This window comes from Paraglaciecola sp. 25GB23A, from assembly GCF_040012495.1.
Lineage (GTDB): Bacteria > Pseudomonadota > Gammaproteobacteria > Enterobacterales > Alteromonadaceae > Paraglaciecola.
In genome coordinates, this window is the sequence record NZ_JBDYKM010000001.1 from 649,850 (window position 1) to 674,619 (window position 24,770).

General features: G+C 42.2%; 24 protein-coding genes and 1 tRNA gene. 18 read left to right on the plus strand and 7 right to left on the minus strand.

Annotated features, from left to right (window positions below):
• Positions 1-46: 46 nt before the first annotated feature.
• Both ABKW31_RS02815 and ABKW31_RS02820 read left to right on the plus strand, forming a co-directional pair.
• The gene (locus ABKW31_RS02815) at positions 47-1,753 is read left to right on the plus strand and encodes a methyltransferase domain-containing protein (protein ID WP_348614683.1); all 1,707 of its coding nucleotides are present in this window, start codon (positions 47-49) and stop codon (positions 1,751-1,753) included.
• A 362-nt stretch (positions 1,754-2,115) separates the two neighbouring features.
• Complete coding sequence (locus ABKW31_RS02820) at positions 2,116-5,760, plus strand: hypothetical protein (RefSeq protein ID WP_348614684.1); 3,645 nt, start codon at positions 2,116-2,118, stop codon at positions 5,758-5,760.
• A 495-nt stretch (positions 5,761-6,255) separates the two neighbouring features.
• Here the strand turns inward: ABKW31_RS02820 and ABKW31_RS02825 are convergent, their stop codons facing one another.
• Positions 6,256-7,146, minus strand: coding sequence for an N-acetylmuramoyl-L-alanine amidase (locus ABKW31_RS02825; protein ID WP_348614685.1), 891 nt, complete (start codon positions 7,144-7,146; stop codon positions 6,256-6,258).
• 370 nt (positions 7,147-7,516) lie between these two features.
• Between ABKW31_RS02825 and ABKW31_RS02830 the strand changes: the two genes are divergently transcribed.
• The 6 genes from ABKW31_RS02830 to ABKW31_RS02855 all read left to right on the plus strand — a co-directional run bounded on the left by ABKW31_RS02830 (position 7,517) and on the right by ABKW31_RS02855 (position 13,077).
• On the plus strand, positions 7,517-7,828 hold the full coding sequence (locus ABKW31_RS02830; RefSeq protein WP_348614686.1) for a hypothetical protein: 312 nt from the start codon (positions 7,517-7,519) through the stop codon (positions 7,826-7,828).
• On the plus strand, positions 7,825-8,175 hold the full coding sequence (gene tnpB, locus ABKW31_RS02835) for an IS66 family insertion sequence element accessory protein TnpB (protein ID WP_348614687.1): 351 nt from the start codon (positions 7,825-7,827) through the stop codon (positions 8,173-8,175). Before ABKW31_RS02830 ends, tnpB begins: the two co-directional genes overlap by 4 nt.
• A gap of 87 nt (positions 8,176-8,262) precedes the next feature.
• Positions 8,263-9,792 carry an IS66 family transposase gene (locus ABKW31_RS02840; protein ID WP_348614688.1) on the plus strand — a complete coding sequence of 510 codons (1,530 nt, stop codon included), beginning with the start codon at positions 8,263-8,265 and terminating at the stop codon, positions 9,790-9,792.
• 60 nt (positions 9,793-9,852) lie between these two features.
• Complete coding sequence (locus ABKW31_RS02845; protein WP_348614689.1) at positions 9,853-10,494, plus strand: Vat family streptogramin A O-acetyltransferase; 642 nt, start codon at positions 9,853-9,855, stop codon at positions 10,492-10,494.
• A 271-nt stretch (positions 10,495-10,765) separates the two neighbouring features.
• Positions 10,766-12,223, plus strand: coding sequence for an NAD(P)/FAD-dependent oxidoreductase (locus ABKW31_RS02850; RefSeq protein WP_348614690.1), 1,458 nt, complete (start codon positions 10,766-10,768; stop codon positions 12,221-12,223).
• Positions 12,224-12,459: 236 nt separating this feature from the next.
• Positions 12,460-13,077 (plus strand): Fic family protein, encoded by a 618-nt coding sequence (locus ABKW31_RS02855; protein WP_348614691.1) that lies wholly within the window; start codon positions 12,460-12,462, stop codon positions 13,075-13,077.
• Here ABKW31_RS02855 and ABKW31_RS02860 read toward each other — a convergent pair.
• From ABKW31_RS02860 to ABKW31_RS02870, 3 genes are all read right to left on the minus strand, one after another.
• Positions 13,070-13,228, minus strand: coding sequence for a hypothetical protein (locus ABKW31_RS02860; protein WP_348614692.1), 159 nt, complete (start codon positions 13,226-13,228; stop codon positions 13,070-13,072). The genes ABKW31_RS02855 and ABKW31_RS02860 overlap by 8 nt on opposite strands.
• A gap of 163 nt (positions 13,229-13,391) precedes the next feature.
• A tRNA-Arg gene (locus tag ABKW31_RS02865) sits at positions 13,392-13,466 on the minus strand.
• 48 nt (positions 13,467-13,514) lie between these two features.
• On the minus strand, positions 13,515-14,666 hold the full coding sequence (locus ABKW31_RS02870) for a flagellar assembly protein T N-terminal domain-containing protein (protein ID WP_348614693.1): 1,152 nt from the start codon (positions 14,664-14,666) through the stop codon (positions 13,515-13,517).
• 250 nt (positions 14,667-14,916) lie between these two features.
• On the opposite strand from ABKW31_RS02870, the gene ABKW31_RS02875 reads away from it, so the two are divergent.
• Positions 14,917-15,381 (plus strand): LPP20 family lipoprotein, encoded by a 465-nt coding sequence (locus ABKW31_RS02875; RefSeq protein ID WP_348614694.1) that lies wholly within the window; start codon positions 14,917-14,919, stop codon positions 15,379-15,381.
• A gap of 133 nt (positions 15,382-15,514) precedes the next feature.
• Here the strand turns inward: ABKW31_RS02875 and flgN are convergent, their stop codons facing one another.
• From flgN to flgA, 3 genes are all read right to left on the minus strand, one after another.
• Positions 15,515-15,943, minus strand: a complete 429-nt coding sequence (gene flgN / locus ABKW31_RS02880) for a flagellar export chaperone FlgN (protein ID WP_348614695.1) — start codon at positions 15,941-15,943, stop codon at positions 15,515-15,517.
• 44 nt (positions 15,944-15,987) lie between these two features.
• Positions 15,988-16,317 carry a flagellar biosynthesis anti-sigma factor FlgM gene (flgM, locus tag ABKW31_RS02885; protein WP_348614696.1) on the minus strand — a complete coding sequence of 110 codons (330 nt, stop codon included), beginning with the start codon at positions 16,315-16,317 and terminating at the stop codon, positions 15,988-15,990.
• Between the two features lie 140 nt (positions 16,318-16,457).
• Positions 16,458-17,168, minus strand: a complete 711-nt coding sequence (gene flgA, locus ABKW31_RS02890) for a flagellar basal body P-ring formation chaperone FlgA (RefSeq protein ID WP_348614697.1) — start codon at positions 17,166-17,168, stop codon at positions 16,458-16,460.
• Positions 17,169-17,344: 176 nt separating this feature from the next.
• On the opposite strand from flgA, the gene ABKW31_RS02895 reads away from it, so the two are divergent.
• The 9 genes from ABKW31_RS02895 to flgH all read left to right on the plus strand — a co-directional run bounded on the left by ABKW31_RS02895 (position 17,345) and on the right by flgH (position 24,769).
• Positions 17,345-18,274 carry a chemotaxis protein CheV gene (locus tag ABKW31_RS02895; RefSeq protein WP_348614698.1) on the plus strand — a complete coding sequence of 310 codons (930 nt, stop codon included), beginning with the start codon at positions 17,345-17,347 and terminating at the stop codon, positions 18,272-18,274.
• Between the two features lie 157 nt (positions 18,275-18,431).
• On the plus strand, positions 18,432-19,268 hold the full coding sequence (locus tag ABKW31_RS02900) for a protein-glutamate O-methyltransferase CheR (protein WP_348614699.1): 837 nt from the start codon (positions 18,432-18,434) through the stop codon (positions 19,266-19,268).
• A gap of 94 nt (positions 19,269-19,362) precedes the next feature.
• Positions 19,363-19,761 carry a flagellar basal body rod protein FlgB gene (gene flgB / locus ABKW31_RS02905; RefSeq protein WP_348614700.1) on the plus strand — a complete coding sequence of 133 codons (399 nt, stop codon included), beginning with the start codon at positions 19,363-19,365 and terminating at the stop codon, positions 19,759-19,761.
• Between the two features lie 2 nt (positions 19,762-19,763).
• The gene (gene flgC, locus ABKW31_RS02910) at positions 19,764-20,192 is read left to right on the plus strand and encodes a flagellar basal body rod protein FlgC (protein ID WP_348614701.1); all 429 of its coding nucleotides are present in this window, start codon (positions 19,764-19,766) and stop codon (positions 20,190-20,192) included.
• 48 nt (positions 20,193-20,240) lie between these two features.
• Positions 20,241-20,927, plus strand: coding sequence for a flagellar hook assembly protein FlgD (flgD, locus tag ABKW31_RS02915; protein ID WP_348614702.1), 687 nt, complete (start codon positions 20,241-20,243; stop codon positions 20,925-20,927).
• A gap of 16 nt (positions 20,928-20,943) precedes the next feature.
• Positions 20,944-22,329, plus strand: a complete 1,386-nt coding sequence (flgE, locus tag ABKW31_RS02920; RefSeq protein ID WP_348614703.1) for a flagellar hook protein FlgE — start codon at positions 20,944-20,946, stop codon at positions 22,327-22,329.
• A 157-nt stretch (positions 22,330-22,486) separates the two neighbouring features.
• Positions 22,487-23,230 carry a flagellar basal body rod protein FlgF gene (locus ABKW31_RS02925; RefSeq protein WP_348614704.1) on the plus strand — a complete coding sequence of 248 codons (744 nt, stop codon included), beginning with the start codon at positions 22,487-22,489 and terminating at the stop codon, positions 23,228-23,230.
• Between the two features lie 38 nt (positions 23,231-23,268).
• Positions 23,269-24,057 (plus strand): flagellar basal-body rod protein FlgG, encoded by a 789-nt coding sequence (gene flgG, locus ABKW31_RS02930; RefSeq protein WP_348614705.1) that lies wholly within the window; start codon positions 23,269-23,271, stop codon positions 24,055-24,057.
• Between the two features lie 13 nt (positions 24,058-24,070).
• Entirely contained in the window at positions 24,071-24,769 is a 699-nt protein-coding gene (gene flgH / locus ABKW31_RS02935) for a flagellar basal body L-ring protein FlgH (protein WP_348615184.1), read from the plus strand.
• Position 24,770: the final 1 nt, after the last annotated feature.

A 24,770-nucleotide genomic window follows, 5' to 3' on the forward strand; every position in this document is an offset into this window, starting at 1 on the left:
CTAAGGTAGTTTTGGTTTATACCGTTCAAAGAAGTTAGGAAGCCGTTTGAGCGCCAAAAATATTACTTATTACTCGCAGCAAGCCGAGAGTTTAAGTGCCCAATATGACAACGTCAGTTTTACTGATGTGCACAGCGATTGGTTGCGCCATTTGCCCGACAAAGGTTGGGCACTTGATGTTGGTGCGGGTTCTGGTCGTGATGCGGCTTACCTTGCCAATAAAGGTTTGAGTGTTGTAGCGGTTGAACCCGCCGAAGGTATGCGTTCATTAGCACGCGCCAAATATTCTCATCCGAATATTCATTGGATTGACGATACCCTGCCAGAGTTACAAAAAGTCTTTGCGCTGCAGATTAAATTCGATTTGATTTTGCTTAGCGCGGTGTGGATGCACATTGCGCCGTCTAATCGTGAGCGTGCTTTTCGAAAGCTCAGTAGCTTGTTAAAACCCAATGGTAAGTTAGTGATCTCGCTGCGCCATGGTGAGTGCCATGACGAGCGGGTGATGTATGAGGTATCGATCTCAGAGCAGGCGCAATTAGCCAGTAAATTTGGTTTGTCTTATGAGCTAGCTACTGCGCAGGTGGCTACTGATAAATTGGGGCGTGATGGCGTAAGTTGGCAAACGGTTGTGCTGACGTTGCCCGATGATGGCACGGGGGCGTTCCCGTTAATTCGCAATATTGTGGTGAATGACAACAAATCTTCTACCTATAAGTTAGCCTTGTTACGTTCATTATTGCGTATTGCTGAGGGCCATCCTGGGGCGGTAATGAGTCAAAGCGATGACTGTATTGAATTGCCCTTGGGTTTAGTGTCGCTGTATTGGATGAAGTTATATAAACCCTTAGTTGATACCTTTGCCATGCAGCAAAATAGCAATGCCAATAAGGGCTTAGGCTTTATAAAAGAAACAGGGTGGCAACAGCTTAGGTCGATAGCAAATAACGATTTGTATCTGGGCGCTAATTATTCAAATAGCGCAGGTAATATCGCTAGTAATCTACATCAAACCTTAAAAGACATCAGCAGCACGATCAAAGAAATGCCGGTAAAACACATCACCTTACCCGGCACCAAAGAGGCGGTGTTTTCGGTTGAAACTAAAACCACGCGTAAACCCAATGCCATCTTGCTTGATAGCGATTATTTAGCCAGTTTTGGTTCGTTTTACCTGCCCAAAACCATTTGGGATGCCATGGCACAATTTAGTGTGTGGATTGAACCCGCTTTGTTAAATGAGTGGGTATTACAAATGGAAAAATACCGCGCGAATGAAAATATGGCTTTTACGCGTCAGGATTACTTTGAGGCACTACGTTGGGACAATCCGCAGCGCAATACCAATAAGGTGCGTCAGCGCATTAATGCGCTTTTGACTCAGCAACCGGTAAATTGTGTGTGGTCGGGCAAAAACCTCAATAGGGCAGGGCACTATGCGGTAGATCATGCGATTCCTTTTGCCCGCTGGCCAAACAATGACTTGTGGAATTTGCTGCCCAGCAATAGCCAAATCAATCTTAAAAAATCTGACAAGTTGCCCAGTGCTTTAAAGTTAAATGACTGTAGGGCAGAGATTATTCATTGGTGGCAATCGGCTTGGCAAGGTGACGGGGCTGAATTTTTTACTCAAGCCACGTTTGCGTTGCCGATGCTTAGTAAGCAAAACCGTAGTTTTGAGGATGTGTTTGAGGCGTTTTCATTGCAGCGTGATAGGTTGCGGGATTTGCAGCAATTGGCGGAGTGGTATTGATGTGTTTTTGGGGGTTGGGTGTTGGGATAGTTTTGGGGGTGAAGTGACGTTTAAATTTTGGGTGGGGTGTGGGTTGTAAAGGGCTAAGAGCTTCCCGACTGAAGTCGGTCCTACAAGGTCCTACGTGGTCCTACGTGGTCCTACAAGGTGCAAAGGGTTTACGAAAAGATAATTGGGGTAAAAAATAAATTTCATGGGGAATATTCTGTATTCAGCTGTGGTTTGTTTGCTTTTGTATTTATTTAATCAGGCTATTTGGCAACGCTCTGCTACGCTTTAGTGATTACACTCGTTTTAAAGGAGTATTTTAATATCCCGCATTTCTAAAATGGGTTGTTTTTTTACTAAGGAGAGTAAAACGAATGAATCACCAAAAGTATGTCTATTTTTCTTTTGTTGGCCTGTTTTTATTGTTTTGTCCAGTACAAGCTACCGAACAGCGTATTGGCGATTTTGAAATAGCAATTGATGCCCCTTGGCGGATGGAACCTAATAGAAAAAATCCCGTCTTTTGCAATGAAAACTGTCAGGAAACTCCGCTTTATGAATATGGTTCGATACCTATCAATATTGCCATTCTTGATGCTTTTTTGCCTGACGGTAAAGTTAACAATTCGGTATTAATGCATAAAGCCTTGCAAGGATATGAGAGAAATGACTTCACTCTTTCAAAGCTGATTTATGAAGTAGCTAAAGAATATTTAAAACTAGCGGCCAATCCTGGGAAAATTATAACTTCAGATGACATTGGCATATTAAGTAAATACGGAATAACCAAATTACAGAAATTTTCTTCGTTTTCCGTATTTGAAGAAATAAATGGTGATTTCCAAAAACGTGCTTCTTACTCAATAAATGACTTTCATGAAGTTGAGCTTACGCTAGGTTTTTGGCAATGGACAGGGCCAAATGATGCTCCACCGGCCAGACCAAGTCGGGTTTTATGTCGGCGATGGAATGGTGATAATTGTTTATTAAATTCTCAGTTGTCTGATACCAGTGAATGGCATGCTATCGCAATGTATCAACCCGCCAATAAAACCCCAGGACAAGACGTAAAACTAAAATTGGTACTAACCCTTGAAGCAACCGTGAATGGTAGAGCAGAGGAGATCAATTTTGATCAATATGTAAATGTTCATTTAGGTGAAGCACCACTGCCTAAATTTGATCAAAACTGGTACTACGGTGATTTACATTATCATTCACAAGGTACTGACAACGATGGTGAATCAGGTTATTCATACCGCAGTTTATTGCAAGCTATGAGTGCTATGGGTTTAGATTTTGCTTTGGCTTCGGACCATGCATCTAACAGTAAACAAATAATTTCTGTGTCGCTGGCTCCACTAGGCCCTGTTGAAACAACCTTGCTGCGCGATTTAAGCCCTGATCGTTTTGCTGCTAATATTGAAATGGTTAATGGTGTTGATGGTGCAAACCAGGAAGTCGCTTCTTATCCACGTATCGATTATTCTGCGCCTCTACCGGCAAATAATAAGGTCCAGTCTGTTTATGTAAAACGTTTAACTGTGCCACAACTATTTTTAGGTGCAGAAGTCGATGTCATTCCAGAAATTTACCAAAGAGATGACCTTCCTCATATTAATGATATATTTCAATCGTGTAAAAATTTACCTAAAATAATGGTGGCATTACAGAATGGAATATTAAGCTCCATAGTTGACACGGGCAAAGATTTACTCTTTCCAACAGCGGACACAGAAGACGGAGTATGTGGCTCTGATAATTTGCTTGATCCTACTTCCGACGGCCGTCTCTTAGTCCGTGATATACAAGGTCCTCATCAAGGCGATTATGTCACTAAAAAATTCTATGCTCGCCAACACTTATTACATTTTCCACAAGATCAACTACGTACCGATACTTTTATCGCCAGCAATACCAGTAAATACGGCGGTGCAACGAGAAGGTTAAAGGAAATACTCAGCACCGAATTTATTCAGCCAAATGGGGTTTTATTTTTAGCACACCCTGAATCAACCGCTACTGGTAGTGATGTAGATCGCTTAGGACCTGATATTGCACCGTATAGCGAAGCATCTTTGCGAGATGCTTTTTCTGCAGAACAAGTTCTGGGTTTGCAGTTATGGAATGAAAACGCCCATTTTAAAACAACAATGCAAAATAATAGCGCGAGAGAGAATCCAAGTATCTCAGAGGTTTTGAATAATACAGCGCAATTAAATCAAGCAGTTTCCTTACGGCCAAATAAAAAACTGAAACAAAAAGGGCGATTCATACCTGTTAGTAATTTAGATGCATGGCAGCATGAAAAACCCGCTAAACAATCATTTGAAGGGATATCTATGTGGGACTCTATGTTGATGTGGGGACTCGATCCGACTTATACAAATGATATCGATTGGCTACCAGAGGGCCAGCCTAGAAGGGTTTTTATAGCTGGTGGTTCTGATGCGCATGGCGATTACAATTATCGTCGAGAAGGTTACTTTGTGGGTATGCAACAAGTCACTGATACAGCACTTGGCTCCCCTCGAAATCTTATTTTTGCCGGCCCACCTGAAGGCAAAACTATTAATAATGGCGAAGTATCCGGCACGCCAGTCAGTCAGATACAAATAGTTGAGGCATTTAAACAAGGAAACTTTATCGTCACTGATGGACCTATAATTCGACTGGCTTATGACATTAATAATAATGGAAAAATAGACTCTCAAGACAAGTCTATGGGCTCGGTGGTAAATACTAACAATTGTGGTTTTCCCCTTTTAGTTGAATGGAAATCGACAGCAGAATTCGGTCCAGTTAAAGCAATTGATCTAAATATAGGCAGCTTTTCCGACGTACATCAAGATGGTTGGATATTTCAGCCTTGGCGAGGTAATAAAAACGTAGTTAATCCCAGCGACCTCAGGGATGATCCAACGTTTACAGATGTCAAATCAGGTAAAACCTTGACCTTAGCACATCCGAATTCTGCTTTTGGTTGGCGCGGTAAAGCCAGAACATTTATTTATGATCCAAGTAAAGGATATGACATGGTCATTACTTTAAGTGCAGGTGAGGAATTCGCAGGTATTAGGCAAATCAATATTAAACCCAAAGATTTTGCTATAGGTAAACTAAAAACCACTAATATTTGTAATTTGCCTAAACAGACAAGTACTCCCATATCGCCCAAAGTAGCTCATCACTCAAGTAGCAATAAGCCCCAAAGTGCTGGCAATAAACTTATTACGGCTAAGGCTAAGGTAATTGATAATAATAATGGCCCACAAAATTCTTTTGGTGAATTTGACGTATTTCAACCACCAACGGCCCTCCCACCAATTGATCCGGCATGTATTGTGAACACCGTAGACGAATTGCAAAGCCCAGACCGAATGTATATTCGAGCAAAGCTAACAGGAGAGTTACGTGGTGATTTACCTCTAAAAGCTTTTACTAATCCCATCTGGTTTAATTTCAAAAATGATGGATTATCGCAATGTACAGTTGCAACTGATGACTTTAAGCAAGAAGTAAAAAATACGTGTGACCAACATGAAAAGCAAACATGTAGTACTAAAGGGGCACGCTGTGAGGTACTAAAATCATTGAATGGAGAGTATGAGCCTGTTTGTCGTTGGAGCGCTGATACATCGAATACGGAATGTGAAAAAAGTGGTGGTATTTGGACAATACCTACTTCTAGATACGCAAAAAATCATGTGGGAGCAATTTTAAACGGGCAAAATTCAGCTTGTTTAACGGAAGTAAGAAATCTCACTTGTAGTGTTACTGATATTAATATCTGTAAAAACTTTTCAGCAACATGCAACGTCATTCAAAACATCAGCGGCGAAACACATAACGTATGTCATTGGCAAAATGATCAATCGGCTATTTTATGCAAAAAAACACTAGGGATCTGGACAACATTGTCTTCTCAATACGCTAAAAATAATCCTAATGCTATAACTCCTGGACAGTCTGGGGCATGTATTACCGATGTAAAAAATCTAAAAGATAGAATTAGGTAATTTGCCTACTATGGGCAAACAATGCATTAGGGTTAAGTAATTAAGCGCTAACTCAAACCAATAGTCAGCGACTGAGCCAGTACATTGAATTGTATTTATACAATTGCCCAAGGGTTAAGCCGGATTTAAATCAAGTTTGATGGTGGTGGTGGTTGATTTGGTTTTGGGTTGTTAAGAGCTAAGAGCTAAGAGCTAAGAGCTTCCCGACTAACGACTCGGTTGCGGAGATCGGTCCTACAAAGAATAAATAATTGGGGGGCAGAACAACATTAAAATTACATGGTTGGTTTTGGTGGTTGCATTAGCTTTGGGTTGTTAAGAGCTTCCCGACTAACAACTCCGTTGGGGAGATCGGTCCTACAAGGTTCTAAAGGGTCATTAACAGATGGGGGGGGGAGTTTAATTTTTTGCAGGCTATAACGTATAGCAACATAGAATTAAGCAGTGGTTAGTTAGTTACCACTGCTAAATCAATGGCTCTTTTAAGAGCTAAAACTAAATACTTAATAGCATTTCTATTAAGTTGGGTTGGGGGAAAAGATCTTCTTTGTCTTTGGCGCGAACGTTGGCGTGGGTCCACATGCCTTTGACTTTGCCGCTGTAGGCGTCTTGATTAAATTCGAAGGCTTTAGGGCCTTGTTTTTTGATTTCGGCAATGAGGCCAGCGCGTACATCGATGGAGTCGCGTTCGGCTATCCAGAGGATAAACAGGCGCAGGGTTTCGATTTGTTTGTCAGTATAGGCGTGCCACAGTGTATTGCCTTTAAATTCTTCGGGTAGGGTCACTAATTGGTCGGCTGGGACGGTTCTGCCATAGGCTGTTTTGCCGCCTGGCGTAGCGCCAAAATTACATAGCTCGATACCTACTGAATGGGTATTCATATGGCGTGAGCCGGTATCACCTAAATGCCAGCCAAAGCCACCTTCGGGTATACATTGCACTAATTCACCATCGTATCTGTCATCGTTATCTTTGATTGAGCGCCCACCCATCACAAACTCGGTGGCAACCGGGCCACGATCGTCAGTTGCCCAACCGTGTATGGTGTCGTAGGGGTTATTCCAGCCTTGGGTGTGATGCAAAAATAAATACTCTTTAGGCGTGGGTTCGGCGATATATTCGCCGGGGGGTAAGTAGTTTTTATGCACATAAAGCCCTTCAATGGGGCTATACACTTTTTCAGACAAATCTGTTGTGGCGTTTTCGGCTCGAATAGCGCCCATGGTTTGATTGCCTACTAGCCCATCGACCATGAGGCCTCTTTTACTTTGGTAAGCCTTTACTGCTTTTTCGGTTGGCTTATCAAACACCCCTGACACTGCTATTCCTAAAGCGTGTTGTAACTCTTTTACATCCTGACCCTTTGATCCCAATCTCAATAACATATCCATCTCCTTTTATTAGAAAAATAAGTATAGGTTCAAGATAATCAAAAATGACAGGATGTCGGTGTAAAAAATATAAGTTAAATGGCGATGGTTTGCCCGTTGGAATAATCAAGGCCTAAGGCGATGTTGCGTGGCTTACACAGGTAAAACTCTTAAGGCCAAAAAAAATGCATGCTCAAGCAGGTGAGTTATTCGTTAAGCCCTTAACTCTGAATGTACTAAGTGCGTGCCGCCTAAAGCCTATCGTGAGGCAATGTATTCTACTTGCGCTTTCAGTTACTATTTTGTAAGCGTCTCGTAAAGGCCGTCTTTTAGATATCAACCTAGTATCCCACAATATTATCTTTGATAATTAATCGGGGATATTATGCGACGACAACGCCAAACAAAAGATGAGTGGAAAAATACAGTTGCTGCTCAGCAAGTCAGTGGTTTGAAAGCGTCTGAATATTGTGCGAAACACAATATTCATATTCAAACCTTTTATGCACGCAGAAGTGAAATAAATAAAAAGGCAGTTCAGACGACCAGCAAGTTGGTTAAAGTCCTTAAGTCCAAGTCACAATTAGTATCCACGATACCACCTCTAACGATTATTCATAATGGGGTGACACTGAGTGTGGCTCTGCCAGTTGAAGCCACATGGCTTGCCGATGTCATGAAGGCATTAGCATCATGAAGATGTTTGTCGAGCCTAATGATATTTATTTACACAGTGGCTTCGTTGATTTTAGGAAAAATATCAACGGACTTCTCGTTATCATTGAACATGAGCTGGAATTATCTCCGTTTAATGATGTTATTTTTATCTTCTGCAACAAAAAACAAGACAGACTTAAAATCGTCTACTGGGATAAAACGGGCTTCGCGCTTTGGTATAAAGTGTTACAAAAGCAACGGTTTAAGTGGCCTAAATTAGACGATCTGAAACACATCAGATTGAGCGAACAACAGTTGCATTGGTTGCTAGGTGGCTTTGATGTCATTGGACATCGTACGCTGAATTACACGTCCACGGGCTTATAACCTCAGATCATAAAAACGCGTCAACGATCACGTTTTAATCTACATAAAATCAGTTGTTTAGCCGCATGTTGAGGTAAAATATGCGGTATGAAAAACGTCCCTGAAATACTCCCTACTGACGTCACCGCCTTGCAAGAAATGGTGGTGGCGCTGCGTGCTCAGAACGATGATTTAATAGCCAAGAATCAGCGTTTAAGTGACATGTTCAGGCTGGCGCAGCAAAAGCGCTTTGGTAACAGCAGTGAATCGTATCCAGGACAAGGCGAGTTGTTTAATGAAGCTGAAGAGCTGGTTGAACAAACCGTTGAGGACGATGAAGAAGAAGCTAGAACGTCCCCTCGCAAGAAGGCAAAGCGCGAAAAGATATCTGCCGATATTCCTCGTGAGCGCGTGGTGCACGATATTGCGGATGAAGATAAGTTCTGTGATTGCTGCCACCATGCTTTGCATCAGATTGGCGAAGACACTAACGAAAAGCTGGAGTTTATTCCTGCGCAAGTGAAAGTCATCGTGAATGTACGTCCCAAGTATGCCTGTCAGGCCTGTGAGCAAAACGGTACCTCAAACAACATCAAACAAGCCCCCGTGCCAGCAAGTGTTATCCCCAAAGGCTACGCAACGCCGAGTTTACTCAGTCAAATCGTGACCAGTAAATACCAGTTTGGATTACCCCTTTATCGACAAGAGGTCATGTTCAAGCAGTACGGCATTGAACTGAGCCGCAAGACCACGGCGCAATGGATGATGAGGAGTGCGGATATCTTGCAAAGTCTGTACGACAGGCTTAGGCGACGATTACTTGAACAACCGGTAATTTATGCAGACGAAACCACCCTAAAGGTCGTGGGTGATAACAAGTCAAAATCGTATATGTGGTTATATGCCTGTGGCGCAGACTCGCCCGGAGGAAAGTTAACCGGTACCGATATCCCTAACATCGTGCTGTATGACTATCACGCCAGCCGCGCAGGACAAGTGGCGGTAGATTTTTTAGATGGATATGACGGCTATATGCATGTTGATGGTTACGCTGGCTATCATAAAACGCAAGCAACGTTAGTGGGATGTATGGCACACGCCAGACGCAAATTTACCGATGCACAAAAAGCCATGGGCAAACATAAAAGCGGCAAGGTAGACTGGGCGCTTAACCACATTCAAAAGCTGTACCGGATTGAAACTCAAATCAAAGACAAAACCATTGATGAGCGATACCGCATCAGGCAAGAAGAGAGCTTGCCGCTGCTTGCGCAATTCAAAACCTGGCTGATTAAATCTGAACAACAAGTTATAACAAAAAATGACCTCAGTGATGCCATTCAATATTGTTTAAATCAATGGGAAAAGTTAGTGCGTTATACGCTTGATGGGAGGCTCAGCATAGATAACAACAGGGCAGAAAGAGCCATAAAACCGTTCGTGTTGGGCAGGAAGGCATGGATGTTCTCGCAAACAGCCAAAGGTGCACAGTCGAGTGCCGTCCTGTATTCGATTGTGGAGTCGGCTAAAGCCAATGGGCTAACACCATATGATTACATTACCCATCTGCTAGAGCAATTTAGTCAGCCAGAGCCTGACATCGAAAAACTGCTACCGTGGAATGTTAATCTAGGCTAGACGTCTTTGCCGAGACGCTTACACTATTTTGTTGACATGAGTTTTTAATGGAGAGTATTGATGAAAACGGGCCCAGATCCACAGGCTATCACGCCCATCAACGGGGTGGCGCAAGTGGTATTTTTAAAAAATATTATTACCTCACCCAATATCGAAGTGGGCGATTTTACTTACGTTGATGATCCTGAAGGTAAACAGGATTTTGAATCAAACGTGCTTTATCACTTTCCTTTTATTGGTGATAAATTAATTATTGGCAGATTTTGTGCCATTGCCCATAAAGTAACTTTTGTGATGAACGGTGCCAATCATCCCATGTCGGGTTTGTCGACTTACCCTTTTTATATCTTTGCGAAGGGCTGGGAGGCCTCTGCTCCTGCGCTAGGTGAGTTGCCGTACAAAGGTGACACCGTTATTGGCCATGATGTTTGGATTGGTTACGACGCGACTATTATGCCGGGCATTACCATTGGCAGTGGGGCGATTATTGCGTCAAAAAGCGTTGTGACCAAAGATGTGCCACCGTATAGCATCGTAGCGGGTAATCCTGCGGTCATCATAAAACAACGATTTGAACAGGCCACTATCGATACTTTATTGCAACTTAGCTGGTGGGATTGGCCGCTGGAAAACATCACCGCTGCATTAACGGCGATTACGCGCGGTGATATACAAGCTTTAGGCGCGTTTCACGCTGAATAGTAATTAAGTGATGTATACCTTGTGATTTATTACTATTACATGATGGCGCATTCGGGCAAGATACCTGACTAATCACATGAAAAATATACGTTTTTTGGGTTAATTGATGGCTATCTACAAGCCTAAATGAGATTAATGGCGGCTAAACCCAATAGAATTGGTCGCTGGTAATGAAAGAGGCTAGGGGATTTATTCTCCAGCACTATGATGGTTTAACTATGTTATCTGTACGCGGGTCGCGGCTATCTTCGTGCAGTGAGGCTATACAGGCGTGAAGCAATACAACATCCTTATTATCGGCAGTGGTTTTGGTGGTCAGAGCGCCGCGATCAATCTTATTCAGCAAGGGCAACATGACTTCTTCATTTTAGAACGTCGTCATTTTATGGGCGGAACCTGGTGTCAGAATACTTACCCGGGCGCGGCTGTCGATGTGCCATCACCGCTGTATTCTATTTCTCACGAACCTTACGATTGGTCGCAAATGTATGCTAATCAACAAGAGTTAGGCCATTACACTGAACATGTCTTATTAACATACCAATTACGTGAAAAGACCGCCCTTAATTGCAATGTGAAAAAGGTTGAATGGCAAGAGGATATTGCACGTTGGCATATTTATACCGATGCAGGCGAGGTGTACCAAAGCCAATTTATTATTAACGCCTCTGGCCCGCTAAGTACCCCGGTTATTCCCAACTTTAAAGGGCGAGATACCTTTAAAGGCAAATCGTTTCACACCAATGACTGGGATCACAGTTATAGCTATAAAGGCAAAAAAGTGGCGATTATTGGCAGCGGTGCCAGTGCGGCTCAGATCATTCCTGCCATCGCACCAGACTGCGCTGAGCTGCATGTGTTTCAGCGCACACCTCATTGGGTACTGCCCAGACACGATAAAATATTTAAACCTTGGCAACGTGTTTTGCTGCGCAATAAGTTGCTATACAAATTACTGCGTTGGGTTATTTATTGGGGGCTTGAAGCGCGAATTATTGGTTTTAAATATTCACAAGCGGGCTTAAAACGCCTTGCACAGACACCGGCTGAAGCCCACATTAAACGCCAGATCACAGATCCAATATTGCGTGAAAAAGTCACGCCAGATTACACGATTGGTTGTAAACGCATTATTTTGTCGAACACGCTATATCCCGCCTATTGCCGAGATAATGTGGTTGTGCATAACAAAGATGATGGTATTGAAGCCATCACTGCAACAGGTATTAATACCACGCAAGGTGACAGTCTGGATGTTGACTTAATTATTTATTCAACCGGTTATGATGCCACAGACGGTGTGATTTCTTATCCCGTCGTGGGGCGGGGCAAAAAGACACTCGCTGATGTTTGGCAAGATTATCCCCGCGCTTATTTGGGCACGAGTCTCCCTGATTTTCCTAACCTGTTTATTGTAACTGGCCCTAATACCGGCATAGGCCATACCTCAGCCCTTTTTATTATTGAAGCGCAAATGAACTACATAAAGGGCGCAATTAAACGCGTTCATGCTGCTGGGGCTCAATCGATTGAAGTTAGGCCAGAAGCAGAAGAACGTTATACCCAGCATATTCATCAAGAGATGACAAAAACAGTGTGGTACAAAGGCGGCTGCAATAGCTGGTATAAAAGCAAAAGCGGCAAAGTTATCGCCATGTTCCCTGGTTTTAGTTTTAGCTACTGGTTGTTAGCTAAACGCTTTAAATCTGCGGATCATGTGATTAAGTAATCGCTTAAGCTTAGGTCTAGTAAGCCTTTTAGTTTTTTAGCTTGCAATATTTACCGTTTTTTAGACTAACAACGCTACACTTTGTATTTCAATCAGTGAAATGGATTAAAATAATACTCTATTTTACCCCAAAATATTCAAAGAGAGACAATGTTACTGAGTTTAGTTCTTCAGTACTTGCCATCGATACATCCGAACATACAATAGTAAAATAATACGTTCAAAAGGCTAAAAAATTGAGTCGGTATGAAATTGATACAACAGATGCACAATACGAGCCTGGGTCAAATGGCCTTGTATTGAAGAATAAACTCGGCATTACTGAACCTATCGATATTGATGATGTAGAAAGTGAGTTGCTACTTAAACTTTATCAAAAGCTTTTTATTGATTCCAACCCTTTGAGCGTATTGTCTTTTAGCGACGTGCTTAGTTGGCATAGGCAGTGGCTTGGTAATGTTTATGAATGGGCTGGCAAGATTAGATCTGCAAATATTGGCAAGGGAAACTTTCAGTTTGCGTCGTCCAGTTTATTGGATGGTCTAATAGATGATTTTGAAAGTGAATATCTTCAAAGATTTAATGTGTTAGATCAAATGACACGTGAGGAACTGGTTCAATATATTGCTGCGAGCCACGTTGAATTTATTTTGATACACCCTGTTAGAGAAGGGAACGGCCGCTTGTCCAGATTATTAATTGATATAATTTCTCAAAAAGCAGGATTTGGCCTTTTGGATTACAGTCTGTGGGACGAAAATAAAGATTACTATTTTAAATCAATACAGGCAGGAGTAGACCGTGACTACCAATATATTGCTCGCCTTGTCAGAGATGTACTGCCCACTAATTAGCAAGCGCTAAATAACTAAATTTACTTCGACTATTTTTTAGTTTACGTTCAATCTCGCTAACAGCAATGCCTGTCTCAATAGCTGTAGAGCTGGCTACAGAACGATAAATCATGCGCTTAGTAATGCGTTTTGTTGATTTTATTTTATTCAAAGAAAGCCCTTTTTTTGCTTAAACATCATAAAGTGTATTATACATGTTGTAGTTCGACAACGACACCAAAAGTGGTCATTGGCATTTTGCTCGAATACTTCCTTTTTGAAAACCAGAAGTGTCTATGTGTTTAGGGGAAGGTCAATATGAAGATTTAGTGTAATGGCATCCCCACCGGGAATCGAACCCAGATCTAGCCCTTAGGAGGGGCTCGTTTTATCCATTAAACTACAGGGACGCTGCAATACCCCAACATTATGTATTAGCTATGCTGTGATTAACACCTTTACCTACGCGCAACAAAATCGTTTGCTTGAATATTAGACAATGGCGCGCCAGATTGAGAGGCAATAACTGCGCTATCGGTAAATACTTGCTTAACCACAACGGGCTCTGGGTGGAGTCGGTATTGTTGATGTAAATTGCCTGAGGTGTCAAAAAATTGATTCATTTGATACAGGGTGAGTCTATCGCCTTTTTGAATACCGTTTTGCTGACCTAGGTTGATATTGATTTGATCATTATTCACAAATAATACCCGACCATAGGCTGGTATACAGCTTAAGCTTGAGTCGATTTCATGACTGAAGGTTTGCAACATAGACATGACTTGTAAGCCAAATTCAGATTGCCACAACTGAGAACTGTTAGCATCAATGACTTGGTGGGTGTTAAAATCCCAACTAGCAGTCATGGACTTTTCTTTATTAAAAACCGGGTCGCCGGTGTTGCCATCATACACAGTCAGCGACAAGCTGAAGTCTCGACTGTAGCTGGCGCTTTGCCAAAATGCGAGACTACTGCTGGCATTTTCTATGGTAGAAAATTCAATGATCTCGCCAATCAGCACATATTGTGAATTGGTTTTTTTGGCTAATTCAATTGCCGTGGCGCCGCGACTTTTTAAGGATAAATAAAACGGCTCTATTTTGGTTATGACTGAACTTTGTGCTTGTTGATTAAATTGTTTTTGTAATCTAGCCGCCACTTGTTGACCAAAATTAAAAAGTTGGCCAACGACTGCTTGTTGTTTATGTTTAATGGGATACCAAGCGGTTACTATCGATTTTTGATAGTCAGCAGCGCGGCAATTAATCGCCTGTGGAAAAATATCCGCTCTGATACTGATGGTTAAAATATCGCCATCATATCTTTCGTCGATCATTTCAATGTTTTCAACGTCACCTGAGCTGCGTATTTCAAGGCTGTCGTCTTGCAATAGGCCGTTAGTCAGGCGCTGAACACTGCTTATTGAGGCACCAGCAAACAATAATGCTTGTTTTATGGCTTCTTGCGTGGCCGCTTGGCGCGCTTGTTGAATGTTGCCATTGTTAATAACGGCTTGACCACTGCTTTCATACCACGTTGCGCTTGAGGCGCAACTAAGCAGCAAGGTCGTTAACATTACTGTGGATTTAAGTAGGCGTTTTATTAGCATTTTGTGTTTATCTCACACTTTGAATGACGCTCGTGTTTACACGATACAACTATGCTCATAACTAAGCACAAATCGTACCTTTATTGTGTTGGTTTTTTGGCATCATATAAAAACGCAGCTGATAGTGGTTGTTTGGGTATAATTTTTGCAGTTAATTTGTTCTGGTATGGACATTCGACAAACTATTGGCTGTTGCTGACATAATAACAGTGCCAAGTTATCGTGTGCTATTAGCTTTAACGGAACGATTATGAACAACACTTTAAAAATTACATGCCTAGTCTTTACCTTAGCGACTACCTCGTGTTCTAGTTTATTCACTAAGCAAGTTGAGTGGGAAACCATTGAGCCAAGCGAATATCCAGTTATTAAGGCAGTGGGGTATGCGCCTATCTCGGCACAGAAAGGTCAAAACGAAGCTGGTAAAATGTTGATGGCCTTAAAGGCCTCAAAATTGGATGCTTACCGTGAGTTAGCCGAGCAAGTATTTGGCCAGAAAATAGATGGCGAGCAGTCTTTACAAAATCTTGTCATGGATGATGCTCGGCTCAATAGCTCGGTTCAAGGTGTGATCCGTGGCGCCAAAGTAACCAAAAGCTATGCGGTAGGCAATGATACTTATGCAACGGAATTAGAACTAGATTTTAAACTAGTACACGACCTTTATTTGTCTACGGCCAAACCACAGCGCGTTAAAAAAGTGCGTTATTACTAACACAGTTTTTCTTCGTGGCATCTCTGCAAAGCATAATGTTAGCTGGTATGGATGTTTATATGCCATTGGCGATCCAATGGCATCGTGTTTAGGTGTTGGGGGATAGACAGCAGTGGTTGAGCGCAGTCGCGTTTTAGGCGTTAATACCTTTACCGGATGACCCACCTCGAGTGCGACCACTCTTGTCATAGGTCAATGACTCTTTAGCCCGAGACTCAAGTAATAAATTACGCAGGTGTTCTAATCGAAGCTGGCCTTGTTCGACCGCTGTTTGATTTATAGAAGTGCGGTATTTGCATTGATTCAACATTTTTTTAGCAGAATCAAATAACTCGCTTAACCCTTCGTCTTGTTTTTCGTCATCACTAAGTTGGGCATAACCTTGAGCGATAACATTATCTTGGCTTTGAATTAGATCGAGCAGACTTTCTTTGCTTTTGAGAAGGTTAAGTAAAGACTCAGGATCACGGGTGCTAATGAGATGAAGTTCATTCTCGAGCACGAGTTGCAGTTGTTCAAGCTGGCTTATTTGGACTGATATTGCTTCTTTTAATTTATTCATCGGCCTTGGCGCAGTAGTTTCATCGAATTTTTATTATGAAGCTATTACGCCTTAGTACCAAATAATTCTGCTTCCAAGGTTGCAATCTTCTTCGCTAATACTTCAGGATTAACATTGTATTGGCCAAGTTGAATCGCTTTTTTAAGCTTTTCGATTTTCTCTTGGTTAACAGGTGCTTCCGTACCTTTACGCTGTACTTGGGCTAACTGTTGGGCAGACTGAGTTAATGAAACCGAATCTTGACGCACAGTTGGCGACGCCGCTTTCTGGCTTTCAGCCTGAGTTGTAGCGTTGTTGAGTGTTTGCTGTTGACTCAACTTTTGATTGTCGATGGGCGTTTTTGTGCCACCGTTATTTACATTATTTATTGCCATAATACCTTACTCCCCATTTACCTTAACCTTTCCTCATCCACTGTATCGACCGGCAAGTGGGTTTCTTTAGTGTCTATTTGCAAATAGTAGCGTATTTTTTGTTTATTTACCTAGCAGCTTTATCGGCTGATACCAAAAAATCATAAATTAACGCGGACTTGATTAGTTGTCATCACCTGCGCCATCAAATTAATATTCGACCGACTATTTTTAACCCTGATGGTTTCGCCGATATTACCATCTTCTAGGGCGATACCATTGGTTTTTATCTGCATGTTGGCAGAACCCGCACTGATCACTACATTGTCACCTTCGCAGACAAAACACAGATCATTCGGTTCAATTGGGCGGCCTGAGACTAAACGACGTTTTACTCGGGCACCGACGAGGCTCGAAATATCAGAGAAAGTGGTGTTACGCATACGTTTTTTGTCCATATCAACCACTTGTAAATTATTTTCATTGAGCAAGGTTCCGGGGCTTAAGGCACTCGTTACTACAACGACCGGTTGAATTTCAGTTGCTTTAACCATTAAAAACATATACCAATTACTCACTGGGCATTGGGCTTTTACCGTAATATTCGATTGGAAAAGTGCTTCAGGGCTGACCTGAAATTCAATCGCCTGGCCACAGGCTGGAATGTTAATTCGCTCATCAACGGGCATGCCTTCTACTTTAATTTGATTTGCAGTGTCGATTTGGAGTTGAGCTATAATAAATTGTTCAGCTTGCAAGACTAGGGCTTGATTATCTAAATAATTCTCATCTGCCGCCGTTATAAAACTGGACAGTGAAATCACGATTGTGATTATTTTCACGAATACTGGGTAATTATTTAATTTTTTCATGTTCACTTGTTGTCAAGTTGTCTATGCTAGAGGAAGTTGGCTAGCAACTACGAGTGTCAATATTTGGGCACTTAAGTGACAATTATTTGAAAATATGTCTTAAATACCTTAAAAACTGACTGTTTTCATAGATAGAAGCAAAAGTTGAGCCGTTTTAATTCTTATTGGAGCATTACATGTCTGAAATTCTAAACTCGGTCAACCAACGTACTCAGTTGGTTGGTGAAAACAGGTTAGAGCTATTACTCTTTAAGCTCAATTCCAGACAGCGATTTGGGATCAACGTGTTCAAAGTAAGAGAAGTGCTCCAATGCCCACCTTTAACCTCGATGCCTAGGCTAAATAGTCTGGTACGCGGTATTGCCCACATTCGTGGGCAGACCATCTCTGTCATAGATATGAGCTTAGCTACTGGCGGTAAAAGAATTGAAGACTTGAAGTCGGCCTTTGTGATCATCGCTGAATATAATGGTTCGGTTCAAGGATTTTTGGTTGGCTCAGTTGAGCGAATTATCAATACTAACTGGGCTTCTATTATGCCGCCGCCAAAAGGCAGCGGGCGCGCAAGTTACTTAACTGCTGTCACCGAAATTGAAAATGAATTAATTGAAATTTTGGATGTAGAAAAAATTCTTAACGATATTTCTCCGGTCAACACCGACTTAAGTGATGACGATAATGCAAAGTGGAAGGTTGAAGACGTAGCCAAGCAGAAGAAAATTATATTCATTGCTGATGACTCGTCAGTGGCGCGCAATCAAGTTAAGAAGGCTTTATCTGCCCTTGGTCTTGAAATTGAACTGGCCAAAAATGGCTTAGAGGCCCTTAATCGCCTCAAAGAGATCGCCGCAGAATATGGTGATATTACCAACAGGGTCGGGGTGTTGGTTTCAGACATAGAAATGCCTGAAATGGACGGTTATACACTGACTGCTGAAATTCGTAACACTCCTGAATTAAAGAATTTACATGTCATCCTGCATACGTCCTTAAGTGGCGTGTTTAACCATGCCATGGTGCAAAAAGTAGGCGCAGACGACTTTATAGCAAAATTTAACCCAGATGAATTAGCAACTTCAGTATTGAAGTGGTTTGGTAACGAGTAGATTTTCACTCCTTGTTACGCACTTTTTATATAGGTTTGGTTTGCAGCCAAACCTATATTAGTCTTAGTTTATGAGTACATAGAGGGCACAATACAAGTGCTACCGACATGTTATGGGTTTGTGGCGTTAAAACAAAGTTGTAATAAAAGGAAGTCAGGTGTCCGAAAACCAATTCAGTGATCAAAACTATCGTTTGTTCAGCCAGTTTTTGGAAAAGTCCAGTGGCATAGTATTAGGGGATAATAAGCAGTACTTAGTTAAAAGCCGTCTGTCATCTCATGTTAAGTCACAGGGCACACAAACGCTTGACGAGCTTATTGAAAAAATTGTTATCAGGCAGGATCGTCAAGCACAGTTAGTGGCGATTGAAGCGATGACAACCAATGAAACCCTGTGGTTTCGTGATACCTATCCTTTTAGCTTACTTGAAAGCACGATTTTACCCCAATTTCAGCACCATAGCTCTGCCCTGAAAATTTGGAGTGCAGCCTGCTCCTCTGGGCAAGAAGCCTATTCTATTGCGATGACCATCGCTAATTATAAAAAGAAAAATCCGGGTAGCTTGCGTGCAGGAGCGCAAATATTAGGTACTGATATTTCTGAAGAAATGTTGAACAAATGCCGTTTAGCGGAATATGAACCATTAGCTCTGTCCCGCGGACTTCCTGAAGCATTCAAACATGAATTTTTTGATCCGATCGAGGACGCAAAATTTCGAGTTAAAACCCACCTTAAGGCAACGGCTACGTTTCGCCAGTTCAACTTATTGGACAGCTATTCTTCATTAGGACAGTTCGACATTATTTTTTGTCGTAACGTGTTGATCTATTTTTCGCCAGAGGTCAAAAAACAGATACTGCAGAAAATTGCCGCTTGCCTGCAAGATGGCGGCATATTGTTTGTCGGTGCCTCTGAATCAATCTCTGATTTAAACCAACATTTCACTATGGTTCGTTGCAACCCGGGTTTGTACTACCTTAAAAAGTCCAAATAAATCCTAGCTCTAGGGATCTCTTCACCTTTCAATCCGCTAAATTTTAGTTTGTGGCATAGACCTTGCTCTACCTCTGATAACTGAGGAGAGTAAAATGGCAATTAGTTTAGACAAATTAATGGGATTTCATCAAAAAGCGATGCAAGTGCGCACCGAGCGTATGGAACTCATCGCTGGAAATCTCGCTAATGCTAATACCCCAGGTTATAAAGCTCGAGACTTAGATTTTCAAAAAGTGATGAAGAGCGCGCAGTACGCCCAGCAACACAATTTGGTCCGAACCAATGAAAAGCATTTGCAAGGCTCAATGCAAGGCATTAATCAGGTTCAGTTCCGAATTCCTGATCAGCCTGATACGGGCGACGGTAATACTGTTGATACGCAAACTGAGCGAAATATCTTTTTGGATAACACCCTGCGCTATCAAGCAGGCGTTCAATTTTTAGATGGCAAAATTAAAGGCATGAAGAAAGCCTTGAGCGGAGGGGCATAATAATGAGTTTATTTAATGTAATGGATATTGCCAGTTCAGGTATGAGTGCAGAAAACGTTCGGCTAAATACCACAGCCAGTAATGTCGCTAACGCCAATAGTGTTAGCTCTAGTTACGATAGTACTTACAAGGCGCGTCATCCTGTATTTGCCGCGGAACTGAAATCTGCCTCAGCAGCACAAGACGGTAGTGTTGGTTCTAAGGTGCAGGTACTTGGCATAGTAGAAAGTCAAAAACCTTTGCAGATTGAATACAGCCCAGGCCATCCAATGGCTGACGAAAATGGCTATATCTATAAACCCAACGTTAATATTGTTGAAGAGATGGCAGATATGATGTCGGCCTCTAAAGCCTATGAAACAAATGTACAAATGACAGATACGACTAAACGACTTTTTAATAGTGTGTTGCGTTTAGGTCAAGGGTCATAATTTTTAGTTTAAGCATTGCAGTAGACCAAGTTATTCAGAGGAAAAACCGTGGATACATTCATTAATAAAGGGCTTAGTACAGACTACTACTGGCAACCAGAAAAGCCAGCTGTAGCAGACGATGCCAATCAAAGACTGTCGCAAGAAGATTTCTTTTCTTTGCTTACAGAGCAATTGGCCAATCAAGACCCAACTAAGCCCGTTGATAATGACCAAATGGTTGCGCAAATGACCAGCTTTACTATGGCTGATGGTATTGAGCAGTTAAATACCAAATTTGAAAACTTCGCCAGTTCAATGACCTCAAACCAAGCATTACAAGCATCAAGTCTAATTGGTCAACAAGTCTTATTGCAGGGCGATATCGGGCATATGTCGACTGAAGGTCAAGGTGTCACCGGCGTCGTAATTAACGAACAAACCGTGCAAAACCTTAAAATCAGTATCGAGAACGAAAAAGGTGAGTTGATCAAGGTAATTGATGCAGGTACGCAAGCGGCAGGAAATATCCAATTTAATTGGGACGGCACTAACGCAAGCGGAAAAGTTATGCCGCCTGGCAATTATGTTATTCGGGCACAAGGTGATGTATTTGGTGAATCTCAGGTATTGCCCACAGCGGTAAATAGACATGTTGAAAGCGTCAGTATGGGCGGCAGCAGTCAAGGTATAGTTCTTAATTTGGATGGCGAAGTCAGCGTTAAGCTTGATGATGTTATTCAAATCGGCGGTTAATAGGAGAGCATAAATAATGTCTTTTAATATAGCATTGAGTGGCGTGAACGCGGCACAACGAGATTTAGATACAACAGCGAATAACATTGCTAACGTTAATACCGTTGGTTTTAAAGAATCGCGGGTAGAATTTGGCGATGTATACGCTTCGTCATTATTAGCGGGCGGGAAGACCAAAGTTGGGGATGGCGTGCTAACTCAAGAAGTTGCGCAGCAATTCTCACAAGGTAGCTTACAGTTTACCAACAATGCCCTCGACCTTGCTATTACAGGTAATGGGTATTTTGGCACAGTACCTGAGATTGGTTCACGGGACTTTTCCTTTACCCGTGCTGGTATGTTTAAGTTGAACTCTGAAAACTTTGTAGTGAACACCAATGGTGACCACTTATTAGGGTTTCCAGTGAACTCTGATGGTACGTCCTCATCAGTCGCGTTAAGTACGACACTCCCAGTGCGAATTCCTGACTCATCAGGCTCGCCGCAGCGTACCTCCGAAGTGGCCTTGAAAATGAACTTACCTGCTGGAGATGACGGTGTTAATCTCGATTTATTCAATCCCGATGATCCACTTACATACAACGCGGCGACGTCAGTAACGGTGTTTGATTCATTAGGTGATAGCCATACGATGACCTATTATTTTATGAAAGACGCCAGTACTACTAACGAATGGGTTAGTGTAACCTATATGGATGATTTGCCGCTTCAATCCGAAGGTAATACATTAAATACACCGCCAACCACTGGGGCAAACGTAGTCGGTGAGACTTCACTTGGTGCCGGTAATGGTGTCGCCGGATTTCGAATGATATTTAGTAGCGGTGGTGATTTTTCTGGTATTCAAAATGCCGATGGAACCTTATCTGCGACGGGTGATATCCCCTCTGTTCCACTCGGTGGAACCATACTCTCGAACGGTTCAGATCCAACACAAATTATTACCACCAATTTTACCTTAGATGCCTTGAATGCCGTAGCTGATGAGCCTACTCAGTATGCATCTAGTTTTGAAGTTACCTCACTTGAACAAGATGGTTTGCCTGTTGGCCGTTTAACGGGTATCGATATTGGGCCTGATGGTTTGGTACGAGCCACCTATTCTAATGGTACGTCTGAACCTATAGTGCGGGTTGCACTTATTCGTTTTGCCAATGACCAAGGTTTAACGCAGCAAAGTAATACCCAATGGCAAGAGAGTATTTTGTCGGGAGAAGCATTGGCGGGTGAAGCAACTACCGGTACCTTTGGTGATATTAATTCTTCAGCACTAGAGCAAGCCAATGTTAACTTAACCACTGAATTAATTGACTTAATCATCGCTCAACGAAACTTCCAAGCAAACTCTAGAGCCTTAGAAGTTAATAATCAGTTGAATCAGAATATACTTAATATTCGATAATTACGTTTTTAGTTAAGAGGGTCAGATTTCTGGCCCTTTTTTGTGCTCCAATCCCCATCTATTTTGCCTTCCTTTTGCTGCTCTTAAATACAATCCTTGTTGATGGCATCTAATTTGCACAGTAAATAATAATTATCCTTTAAGTCAAGAAACTGTCATGGACAAAATGCTTTATATCGCTGCCAGCGGCGCTTCTCAAGATTTCTTAGGCACTGCTGTACGCGCCAACAATTTGGCGAACGCACAAACTAACGGTTTTAAAGCTCAACTAGAGCAAGCGCGAGCCATGCCGGCCTACGGCGAAGGTTTGCCAACCCGTGTTTTTGCGATAACGGAAAGCCCCACTAATAATTATGCCAGTGGTGCCATGATCCAAACTGATCGCCCACTTGATGTGGCTATTCAAGGTGATGGTTGGTTTGCCGTACAAGACGCCAATGGGCAAGAAGCGTATAGCCGCAATGGCAGTTTTGAACTTGGCCCTGATGGGCAACTAAAAGATTCGTTCGGACGCAGCATTATTGGTGACGGTGGGCCTTTGGTTTTGCCGATCCCTTTGTCAAATATCAATATTGCCAGTGACGGAACTATCTCTGTGAGACCGCAAGGCGCGCCAGAGACTGTGCTGGAAGAAATAGGTCGTCTGAAGTTAGTCAATCCCGAAGTACGTGATTTAGAACGAGGACAAGATGGTTTATTTCGCCGTACAGATGGGCAATTAGCGACTGAAGATGCGGTGGTTTATGTCCGCACCGGCATGTTGGAGGGCAGTAATGTGAATCCCGTAGAAGAGATGGTCAATATGATCAATTTGCAACGCCATTATGAAATGCAGGTAAAACTGATGAAGCAGGCAGAAGATCTTGATATGCGTGGCAATCAGTTATTACGCATTATCTAACCGCCTTATTGCAATAAATTTGAGACAGGAGAGAACTTATGCATCCAGCCTTATGGATCAGTAAAACCGGCTTAGACGCCGCACAAACCGATGTGGCAGTGATATCAAATAACTTAGCCAACGCCAGTACGGTGGGCTTTAAAAAAGATCGCGCCATATTTGAAGATTTACTTTATCAAAACATTAATCAGCCAGGTGGACGCTCATCAGCTGATACAGAATTACCCTCTGGTTTGATGTTAGGTGCGGGTAGTAAGGTGGTTGCTACGCAAAAATCCCACACGCAAGGTAATTTATTGACCACTGATAATGCCCTTGATTTGTCGATTCAAGGCAGTGGTTTTTTTGAAATTTTACAACCAGACGGCACAACTGCTTATACCCGTAACGGTCAGTTTACGTTAAATGATCAAGGTCAAATAGTGACGCCAGGTGCCGGCTTTCAGTTGCAACCTGCCATCACGGTGCCAGATGATGCACAACAGATAACCGTATCACAAGATGGTGAAGTCTCAGTGTCTACCGCAGGTTCTGCTACATCTACGGTATTAGGTCAGTTGAATTTATCTAACTTCATCAACCCAACAGGTTTACAACCGATTGGTCAAAACTTGTATGTAGAGACTGCGGTGAGCGGTACGCCAATTCAGGGTATTCCGGGTTTACAAGGCATTGGCTCGATTAGCCAGGGTACCTTGGAAACGTCTAACGTCAATGTAACAGAAGAATTGGTTAACTTAATAGAAAGTCAGCGTTTATATGAAATGAACTCAAAAGTCATTTCAGCAGTTGACCAAATGTTAGGCCAAGTTATCCAGCAACTTTAATGAGATGGTGATGATGTTAACGGCAAAGCGGTTGAAAAAAGTGAGTTTACTGGTAGGGACATTAATAACTTTGTGTGCCTGTCAAAGCACACCCAATGAAATATCACCTAACGACCCTTATTACGCCCCTATTATCGCGGATGTACCCGAGGAAAAAGTGCTTGAAGACGGCTCAATTTTTCAGTCGGATATGGCCAATAGTCTGTATTCGGATGTTAAAGCCAGACGGGTCGGCGATATTATTACCGTGAATTTACAAGAAAATACCACGGCAACCAAGTCTGCCGGCACAACGACCAGTAAAAATTCGCAAGTTGATGTCAACCCTATTATAGGTTTAGGCGGCAGAGCACTTAACATTGGTAATCAATCTATTCAGTTAGGTGTTGATGCGAATAACGATTTTAGCGGTGATGCTTCAGCCAATCAAAGCAATAATTTGGTTGGCAGTATTTCGGTCACAGTGGTGCAGGTATTGCCCAATCAAAATCTGTTAGTGAGAGGAGAAAAGTGGTTAACCCTCAATAATGGTAATGAATATATACGCTTAACAGGTGTTGTTCGTCCTGCTGATGTGAGCCCAAGTAATGAAATAGTGTCTACCAAAATAGCCAATGCCCGAATTCAATACAGCGGCACTGGTACCTTTGCTTCAGCCCAAAAAGAAGGGTGGTTGTCGCAGTTTTTCTCATCTGAATATTGGCCGTTTTAAC

Bases quoted from the DNA above. Each gene is read 5' to 3' on its own strand.
- ABKW31_RS02820 (WP_348614684.1), top strand. From the start codon at position 2,116: ATGAATCACCAAAAGTATGTCTATTTTTCTTTTGTTGGCCTGTTTTTA.
- ABKW31_RS02825 (WP_348614685.1), bottom strand. From the start codon at position 7,146: ATGTTATTGAGATTGGGATCAAAGGGTCAGGATGTAAAAGAGTTACAA.
- ABKW31_RS02830 (WP_348614686.1), top strand. From the start codon at position 7,517: ATGCGACGACAACGCCAAACAAAAGATGAGTGGAAAAATACAGTTGCT.
- tnpB (WP_348614687.1), top strand. From the start codon at position 7,825: ATGAAGATGTTTGTCGAGCCTAATGATATTTATTTACACAGTGGCTTC.
- ABKW31_RS02840 (WP_348614688.1), top strand. From the start codon at position 8,263: ATGAAAAACGTCCCTGAAATACTCCCTACTGACGTCACCGCCTTGCAA.
- ABKW31_RS02845 (WP_348614689.1), top strand. From the start codon at position 9,853: ATGAAAACGGGCCCAGATCCACAGGCTATCACGCCCATCAACGGGGTG.
- ABKW31_RS02870 (WP_348614693.1), bottom strand. From the start codon at position 14,666: ATGCTAATAAAACGCCTACTTAAATCCACAGTAATGTTAACGACCTTG.
- ABKW31_RS02875 (WP_348614694.1), top strand. From the start codon at position 14,917: ATGAACAACACTTTAAAAATTACATGCCTAGTCTTTACCTTAGCGACT.
- flgN (WP_348614695.1), bottom strand. From the start codon at position 15,943: ATGAATAAATTAAAAGAAGCAATATCAGTCCAAATAAGCCAGCTTGAA.
- flgM (WP_348614696.1), bottom strand. From the start codon at position 16,317: ATGGCAATAAATAATGTAAATAACGGTGGCACAAAAACGCCCATCGAC.
- flgA (WP_348614697.1), bottom strand. From the start codon at position 17,168: ATGAAAAAATTAAATAATTACCCAGTATTCGTGAAAATAATCACAATC.
- ABKW31_RS02895 (WP_348614698.1), top strand. From the start codon at position 17,345: ATGTCTGAAATTCTAAACTCGGTCAACCAACGTACTCAGTTGGTTGGT.
- flgB (WP_348614700.1), top strand. From the start codon at position 19,363: ATGGCAATTAGTTTAGACAAATTAATGGGATTTCATCAAAAAGCGATG.
- flgC (WP_348614701.1), top strand. From the start codon at position 19,764: ATGAGTTTATTTAATGTAATGGATATTGCCAGTTCAGGTATGAGTGCA.
- flgE (WP_348614703.1), top strand. From the start codon at position 20,944: ATGTCTTTTAATATAGCATTGAGTGGCGTGAACGCGGCACAACGAGAT.
- ABKW31_RS02925 (WP_348614704.1), top strand. From the start codon at position 22,487: ATGGACAAAATGCTTTATATCGCTGCCAGCGGCGCTTCTCAAGATTTC.
- flgG (WP_348614705.1), top strand. From the start codon at position 23,269: ATGCATCCAGCCTTATGGATCAGTAAAACCGGCTTAGACGCCGCACAA.
- flgH (WP_348615184.1), top strand. From the start codon at position 24,071: ATGTTAACGGCAAAGCGGTTGAAAAAAGTGAGTTTACTGGTAGGGACA.